Source organism: Actinomadura sp. 7K534, from assembly GCF_004348575.1.
Taxonomy (GTDB): domain Bacteria; phylum Actinomycetota; class Actinomycetes; order Streptosporangiales; family Streptosporangiaceae; genus Spirillospora; species Spirillospora livida.
In genome coordinates, this window is record NZ_SMKB01000085.1 from 20,296 (window position 1) to 27,761 (window position 7,466).

At 74.2% G+C, this 7,466-nt stretch carries 8 protein-coding genes; 4 read left to right on the forward strand and 4 right to left on the reverse strand.

The features are described 5' to 3' along the window. Window positions 1-112: 112 nt before the first annotated feature. The 4 genes from E1266_RS18335 (at window position 113) to E1266_RS18350 (ending at window position 3,593) form a co-directional block, all read left to right on the forward strand. Complete coding sequence (locus tag E1266_RS18335; protein WP_132048511.1) at window positions 113-910, forward strand: 2-keto-4-pentenoate hydratase; 798 nt, start codon at window positions 113-115, stop codon at window positions 908-910. 17 nt (window positions 911-927) lie between these two features. Further along, window positions 928-1,857: an acetaldehyde dehydrogenase (acetylating) gene (locus tag E1266_RS18340; RefSeq protein WP_347876728.1), complete on the forward strand. Its 930-nt coding sequence runs from the start codon at window positions 928-930 to the stop codon at window positions 1,855-1,857. Then, on the forward strand, window positions 1,850-2,902 hold the full coding sequence (gene dmpG, locus E1266_RS18345; RefSeq protein WP_132048513.1) for a 4-hydroxy-2-oxovalerate aldolase: 1,053 nt from the start codon (window positions 1,850-1,852) through the stop codon (window positions 2,900-2,902). Before E1266_RS18340 ends, dmpG begins: the two co-directional genes overlap by 8 nt. A 100-nt stretch (window positions 2,903-3,002) precedes the next feature. Continuing rightward, window positions 3,003-3,593, forward strand: coding sequence for a TetR/AcrR family transcriptional regulator (locus E1266_RS18350; protein ID WP_207945742.1), 591 nt, complete (start codon window positions 3,003-3,005; stop codon window positions 3,591-3,593). 95 nt (window positions 3,594-3,688) lie between these two features. On the opposite strand, the gene E1266_RS18355 is transcribed toward E1266_RS18350, so the two are convergent. From E1266_RS18355 to E1266_RS18370, 4 genes are all read right to left on the reverse strand, one after another. Next, window positions 3,689-4,549 (reverse strand): universal stress protein, encoded by an 861-nt coding sequence (locus E1266_RS18355; protein ID WP_132048515.1) that lies wholly within the window; start codon window positions 4,547-4,549, stop codon window positions 3,689-3,691. 70 nt (window positions 4,550-4,619) lie between these two features. Next, window positions 4,620-5,480 (reverse strand): universal stress protein, encoded by an 861-nt coding sequence (locus E1266_RS18360; protein WP_132048517.1) that lies wholly within the window; start codon window positions 5,478-5,480, stop codon window positions 4,620-4,622. A gap of 227 nt (window positions 5,481-5,707) precedes the next feature. Beyond that, window positions 5,708-6,955: an ABC transporter substrate-binding protein gene (locus tag E1266_RS18365; protein WP_132048519.1), complete on the reverse strand. Its 1,248-nt coding sequence runs from the start codon at window positions 6,953-6,955 to the stop codon at window positions 5,708-5,710. Beyond that, on the reverse strand, window positions 6,952-7,466 hold a 515-nt coding region (locus E1266_RS18370; RefSeq protein ID WP_132048521.1), incomplete at its 5' end, for a branched-chain amino acid ABC transporter permease. The genes E1266_RS18370 and E1266_RS18365, both read right to left, overlap by 4 nt.

A 7,466-nucleotide genomic window follows, 5' to 3' on the forward strand; every position in this document is an offset into this window, starting at 1 on the left:
CCAATGTAGGACCTGTGTCCCACCACGCGGGACGGCCGCATTGCCCGCGGTGTCCCGGGCGGGGCAGGCTCGGACCGCGCGGACGACATGCGCAGACGAGAGAGGACATCCCATGGACCCCGGTTCGGTGGAGAAGGCCGCCGCCGCGCTGCTCGACGCGTACGCGACCGGCACCCCGGTCCCGCCGCTGACGGCGGACCATCCGGACATGACGGTGGCCGACGCCTACGCGGTCCAGCTCGCGCAGGTGACGGCGTGGACGGGCGCGGGCGCGCGGATCAAGGGCCACAAGGTCGGGCTGACCTCGGCGGCGATGCAGCGGCAGATGGGCGTGGACCAGCCGGACTTCGGCGTCCTGCTGGACTCGATGTTCTTCCAGGACAGCGCCCCCGTCGACACCGGCCGGTTCCTGCAGCCCCGGATCGAGCCGGAGATCGCGTTCGTGCTGGGCCGCCCGCTGGCCGGTCCCGGCGCGACCGCCGCCGACGCGGTCGCGGCCGTCGAGTACGTGCTCCCGGCGCTGGAGGTGATCGACTCCCGGATCGCGGACTGGAAGATCACCCTGCCGGACACGATCGCCGACAACGCCTCCAGCGGCGGCGTCGTGCTCGGCACCCGGCCGGTCCGGCTGGACGGCCTGGACCTGTCGCTGATGGGCTGCCTGCTCCACCGCGACGGCGACCTGATCGACACCGGCGCGGGCGGGGCGGTGCTGGGCTCGCCGATCAACGCGCTGGTCTGGCTGGCGAACGTCCTCGGGGAGCGCGGAGTGACGCTGGAGGCGGGGCACGTCGTGCTGCCCGGCTCCATTACCGCGGCCGTTCCGGTCGCCGCCGGTGAGACCCTCACCGCAACGTTCGCCGGGATCGGCTCGGTGACCGCACGGTTCGGAAAGGAGGCACGCTCGTGAGCGAGGCGACCGGGGGGGTGCGGGGGGTCGTCCCCCCGCAGGATGTAGGGCGCAAGTTGAGCGCCGCGATCGTCGGTCCCGGCAACATCGGCACGGACCTGCTGGTCAAGCTGATGCGCAGCGAGCTGGTCGACGTCCACTCGATGGTGGGCGTCGTGCCGGAGTCGGACGGCCTGGAGCGCGCCCGCGAGCTGGGCGTCCCGGCGTCGGCGGAGGGCGTGGACTGGCTGCTGTCGCAGCCCACGCTGCCCGACATCGTGTTCGAGGCCACGTCGGCGAAGGCGCACCTGGCCAACGCCCCGCGCTACGAGGAGGCCGGGATCACCGCGGTCGACCTCACGCCCGCCGCGGCGGGGCCGCTCGTGTGCCCGCCGGTGAACCTGGACACGCTGTCGGACGCGCCCAACCTCAACATGATCACGTGCGGGGGGCAGGCGACGATCCCGATCGTGCACGCGGTGTCGTCGGTGGTCCCGGTGCCGTACGCGGAGATCGTCGCGTCGATCGCTTCCCGCTCGGCCGGTCCCGGCACCCGCGCCAACATCGACGAGTTCACCCGGACCACCGCCCGCGCCATCGAGAAGGTCGGCGGCGCCGGACGGGGCAAGGCCATCATCATCCTGAACCCGGTCGACCCGCCGATGATCATGCGGGACACGGTGTTCTGCGCGATCCCGTCGGACGCCGACACCGCGGCGATCGCCGAGTCGGTCGAGAAGATGGTCGCCGAGGTCGCCGCGTACGTGCCCGGGTACACGCTGCGGGCCGAGCCGCAGTTCGACGAGCCGCGCGACATCTGGAACGGCATGGCCCGCGTCGCGGTGTTCCTGGAGGTCAGGGGCAACGGCGACTACCTGCCGCCGTGGGCAGGCAACCTCGACATCATGACCGCGGCGGCCGCCCGTGTCGGCGAGCAGCTCGCGCGCAGGAAGGCGACCGATGACTGAGCCGGACACCGCGGAGCAGCGCACCGCAGAGAAGATCAGGATCACCGACTCGACGCTGCGGGACGGCAGCCACGCGATGGCGCACCGCTTCACCGAGGAGCAGGTCCGCGGGGTCGTGCACGCGCTCGACGGCGCAGGCGTGGAGGTCATCGAGGTCACGCACGGCGACGGCCTCGGCGGCTCGTCGTTCAACTACGGCTTCTCGCTGGAGGACGACGTCAAGCTCGTCGCCGCCGCCGTGGACGAGGCGACCCGGGCCAGGATCGCCGTGCTGATGCTGCCCGGGGTCGGCACGGTCGAGGACCTCGGGCTCGCGCACGACGCGGGCGCGGCCGTGGCGCGGATCGCGACGCACTGCACCGAGGCCGACGTGTCGCTGCAGCACTTCGCCGCCGCCCGCGACCTCGGCATGGAGACCGTCGGGTTCCTGATGATGGCGCACCGGGTCGGGCCGGAGGAGCTGGCGAAGCAGGCCCGGATCATGGTGGACGGCGGCGCGCAGTGCGTCTACGTCGTCGACTCCGCCGGCGCCCTCGTCCTCGGGGAGGCGCAGGAGCGGATCAGCGCGCTGGTCAAGGAGATCGGGCGGGACGCGCAGGTCGGCTTCCACGGCCACCAGAACCTGTCGCTGGGCGTCGCGAACTCGGTCCTGGCGCAGCAGAACGGCGCGCTGCAGATCGACGGCGCGCTGTGCGCACTGGGCGCGGGGGCGGGCAACTCCCCCACCGAGGTGCTCGTCCCGACGTTCGAGCGGCTCGGCGTGCCGACCGGGGTGGACGTGCAGGGCGTCATGGCCGCCGCCGACGACGTGGTGAAGCCGTTCCTGCACCGGCTCCCGTTCGCGGACCGCGGCGCGATCACGCAGGGGTACGCGGGCGTGTACTCCAGCTTCCTGCTGCACGCCGAACGGGCCGCCGAGCGCTACGAGGTCCCGGCGCACGAGATCCTGCAGAAGGTCGGCGAGGCCGGCTACGTCGGCGGCCAGGAGGACATGATCATCGACGTTGCGCTCCAGCTCCGCGCGGAGCGCGAGCGCGCCGAGTAGGCCGCGGGACGGGAGCCCGCTCCGGCGAGGGGCTCCCGTCCACCGCGCGCCCGGGGCCGGTGATCTTTGCATGATGCAAACGCTGGGATAGCTTGGCGGCATGACCCACGAGGACCATCGCGCGTCGACTCCTCGCGGGCGGGCGCGCCGGGAGCAGCTCGTGCGGATCGGGCTCGATCTGCTCGCCGAGGGCGGCTGGGCGGCGATCACGGCGCGGGCCGTGGCGGACCGCGCCGGTACCCGTCCGGGGCTCCTCCACCACTACTTCAACGGGCTGCCGGGGCTGCACGTCGCCGTCGCGCAGCGGGCCACCGAGATGATCGTCGACCCGGTGGTGGACGCGCTGCTCGCGGCCCCCGACCCCCCGGCGGCGGTGGCGGCGCTGCACGATCTCGTCCCGCACATGGCCGCCGGTGAGCGCAACCTCAGGCTGGCCGCGGAGCTGCTGGTCAGAGCGCTGCGCGACCCGCGGATGGCCGCCGAGCGGCGGGACTGGTCGCGGGCCCTGCGCGACCGGATCACCGAGCGGCTGGCGCAGCTGCGCCCGGACTGGCCCGCGGAGCGGCGCACCGGCACCGCGACGCTGTGCACCGCCCTGCTGGACGGGCTGCTCCTCCAGCTCGTCCTCGACCCCGGGCTGCCGACCGGCCCGGCCCTCGACGCGGCCGCCGCACTGGTCGCGAAGCCCTGACCCGCCTGCAACGAATGCGGGACGGCGCGCCGGGGCCGTCCCGGGCGGCCGTCCCGCCTTCGGTCATCCGGCGCCACGCTCGGCCGGCGCCACGCTCACTCGGCGTCGCGGGGGGCGTGCGCCACGGCGACCGGTGCGTCCGCGTGGTGCAGCAGGGCGTGGCTGACCGAGCCGAGCAGCAGGCCGCGGAAGCCGCCGCGCCCCCGGGAGCCGACGACGACGAGCCGGGCGTCCGCGGCAGCGTCGAGCAGCACCTCGCGGGGGCGCCCCGTCACGACCTCGGTCCGGACGCGCACGCCGGGGTACTTGTCGCGCAGCGGCGCGACGAGCCGGTCGAGCCGCTCCGCGGCGAACTCGCGCAGCGATCCGGTGTCGAGCAGCGGCGCGGGCCCGATCTCGACCTCGGCGGGCCAGGCCGCCACCGCGACCAGCTCGGCCCCGCGCAGGTCCGCCTCGGTGAACGCCAGGGCGATCGCCTCCAGCGACGCCGCGGACCCGTCCACCCCGACCACGACGGGGCCGTCCGGCCGCCCTTCCGCGTGCCGCTCCCGCACGACCACGACGGGGACCGAGGCGTGCGACGCCAGCTCCACGGCCGTCGATCCGAGCACCAGGCCCGCGAACCCGCCGCGGCCGCGCGTGCCGACGACGATCAGCTCCGCGCCGCCGGCGGCCTCCATCAGCACGGACGTCGCACCGCCACGCCCGATCACCGCGCGCACCTCGCCGGTCTCCTCGCGGGCGTGGTCCGCCCCCTCGGCGACGACCTTCTCGGCCGCCGCCACCAGGTCGCCGATCGGGACGGCCATCGGGCTGGCCGCCCCGTACAGGTCCCAGGCGTGCGCCACCGTCAGCGGGACGCCCCGCAGCCGCGCCTCCGCGGCCGCCCACCGCACCGCCGCCTCGCTCGCCGGAGAACCGTCGTATCCCACCACGACACCGCGGTCGCCGCTCATGATGCCTCCCTCGTCGTCTCGCTTCCCAGCTTCGCGAGGCGGGGGGACGCCGGTCAGGGGCGCTGGTCCGTCAGGTTCGGGACCTTCGGCCCGGGACGATCGCCACGGGCAGTGAGGCCCGGCGGAGCATCGCGGAGCTGGTCGCCCCCAGCGGGTCGAAACCGGTTCCGCGGTCGCCCATGACGAGGAGCCCGGCGCCGTCCGCCGCCCGGCCCAGCGCCTCGCACGGGCGCTCCAGCGTCAGCGAGACCGTGACGTCGACCTCCGGGTGGCGCTTCCGCCACGGCGCGACGACCTCGTCCAGCTCGGCGGTGCGGCGCTTCTCCAGCAGTTCCGGGTCGTTGAACAGCGCCAGGTCCTCTTCGCTCACCACCGCGGGCTCCCAGCACCCGTAGACGACGTGCAGGTCCCAGCCGCGCAGCGCCGCCTCGCCGAACGCGAAGCCGAGCACCGCGGGGCAGCCCTCCCCCGCGTCGGTCCCCGCGACGACCCGTCGGGGCCACGGCGCCGTGTCCGGGACGACGATCACCGGCCGTCCCGCCCGGGCGGGCACCTCCAGCGCGGTGGCGCCGATGCCCGGGCGCTCGCCCGAGCCGATCACGGTCAGCTCGGCCGTGCGGGACGCCTCCAGCAGCGCCTCCTCCACCGGTCCCCGCAGGAGGTGCCGGCGCACCGTCCCGGGCGCGCCCAGCTCCCGCGCCCGGCGGACGCCCTGCGCGAGGAGGTTCTCCCCCGCGCGCCTCCTGATCGCCTCGGCGTCCGGGTCCTCGTGGCCGCTGGCGTAGGGCCAGTGCCAGCAGTGGCAGATCATCAGGTCGAGGTCGCGCTGCCGGGCCTCCTCGACGGCCCAGCGCAGGGCGCCCTCGTTCTCCTGCGTCCCGTCGTAGCCGAACAGGACGTGCGGCCGCTGGTTCCCATCCACGCCGTTCATGTGCCCGCCTCCTTGGTGAACACTTTTCATATCCGGCGGCTGCCCCGTGTAACGGGAGCGGCGCCGGAAGAAAGTGCCCAATGCCCAGTCTGCGCGCTAACCGGGCCGCGCAGAAGAGGCCGGAGGTCCCCGGACGGCGGGATCGGCGCGCCCGCCGGGGATGGAGCGTGCCAGACGCTTTATCGGCCGGATCATCGGACGGGCGCGGGCCCGTCCGATGACTCGAGTCACTCGAACTTGTAGCTGAGGGCGCTCGGGCCTTCGACGGTGTCGAGGACCTTGAGCCCTCCCGGCGCCTCCGGGTCCGCCCTGGAGACGAACACCTTGCGCGTCGGGGGCTCACCGGGCTTGGTGTAGTCCAGCGTCCCGGAGAACAGGCCCCGGGTGTCCAGCCCGGACGTCTCGTGCATCGCGGCGACCACGCCCTTCGGCGTCAGGTCATCGTTCTCGCACGCCTTCTCCAGTGCCTCGGCGAGCAGCTCGGACTGGCCGTAGGCGAGCGGGACCTCCCAGCCCTTGGTGCCGTCCGGCGCGTTCTTCTCGAACATCTCGGCGGCCGTCTTCACCGCGGCGCCCTCCCCGTTGTAGGGCGCCACGCTCGTCACCGTGTAGAAGTTCTTGAGCAGCCCCTCCCTCGCGGGGGTGTTCAGCAGGGCCGGGCTGAACGTGGGCGTGTTGCCGATCAGGGGGACGTTGACCCCGTTCGAGGCGAGCACGCTGGCGAGCGAGGACAGCTGCGACGGGGAGGCGCCGAGGATGACGCCCTTGACGCCCGCCCGCTCCAGCGCCGCCGCCTGGGCGGACATGTCCGAGTCCTGCGGGGTGATCTTGATCGGGTGGATCTTCAGCCCGCGCGCCGCGGCCGCGTGCTCGGCGCCGGCGAGCGAGTCGCCGCCGAAGTCGCCCTCGAAGTAGACGAGCCCGATCGTGCTGCCCGCCGGGACCTTGAGCGTGTCGACGAGGTAGTCGACGGCGTTGGCGGACTCGATGCTGTAGGTGGTGCCCGGGATCTGCGCCACCTTGTACTCCAGCGCGACGCTCGCCCAGCCCATGCCGCCGACGTAGAGGTCGTCCTTCTCCGCGAGCGGGAGGACGGCCGCGACCGCGGGCGAGCCGAGCACCTGCTGGAGCGCCACGACGTCCGGCGCCATGCTGCGGTACAGCGACACAGCGCGCTGCGGGTTGTAGCCGTGGTCCCGGACGTCCATCGTGATCTTGCGGCCGCAGATGCCGCCCTGGGCGGTCCTGGCCGCCCAGTACGCCTTCTTCTCCTGCACCTGCACGGCGGCGCCCGCCTTGAACGGCCCGGACAGGTCGGTGAGCACCCCGATCCTGATCTCCGAATCGGTGACGCCGTTGCCGGTGCGGACCCCCGAGCCGTCGCCGTCTCCGGATCCGGCGTTGGGGTCGGTCGTGCTGCACGCCGTGAGCGCGGCCAGGCACAGCGCCGCCGCGGCGAGGGGTCGGATCGTCATGGGGCGGACTCCTTCAGGGTGGAACGTTCGGCCGGGCGCGCGGGCCGGGACGGCCGCCCGGCCCGCGCGGTGCGGATCCCCAGGCGGCGCAGGGCCCCGGCGAGGCCCCCGCGCAGGAAGATCAGGACGGCGACGATGGCGACGCCGTAGACGAACCGGCTCAGCGTGGCGGCGTCGACGCCGCCGGAGCCGGGGGCGGACAGGAACGGCAGGTGCGCGCTGTACTGCACGAGCATCAGCGGCAGGACCGAGACGAACACCGCCCCGGCGGACGCGCCCGCGATCGAGCCGGCCCCGCCCAGCACGATCATCACCAGGTAGTCGATGGACACCGTCAGCGCGAACGAGTCCGGCGCGACCCGCCCGAACGCCAGCGCCGTCAGCGCGCCCGCGACCCCGGCGTAGACGGAGGAGACGGTGAACGCGGTGGCCTTGACCCGGGCGACCCGGATGCCGACGGACGCGGCGGCGGTCTCGCCGTCGCGGACGCCGGCCATCGCCCGTCCCGCCC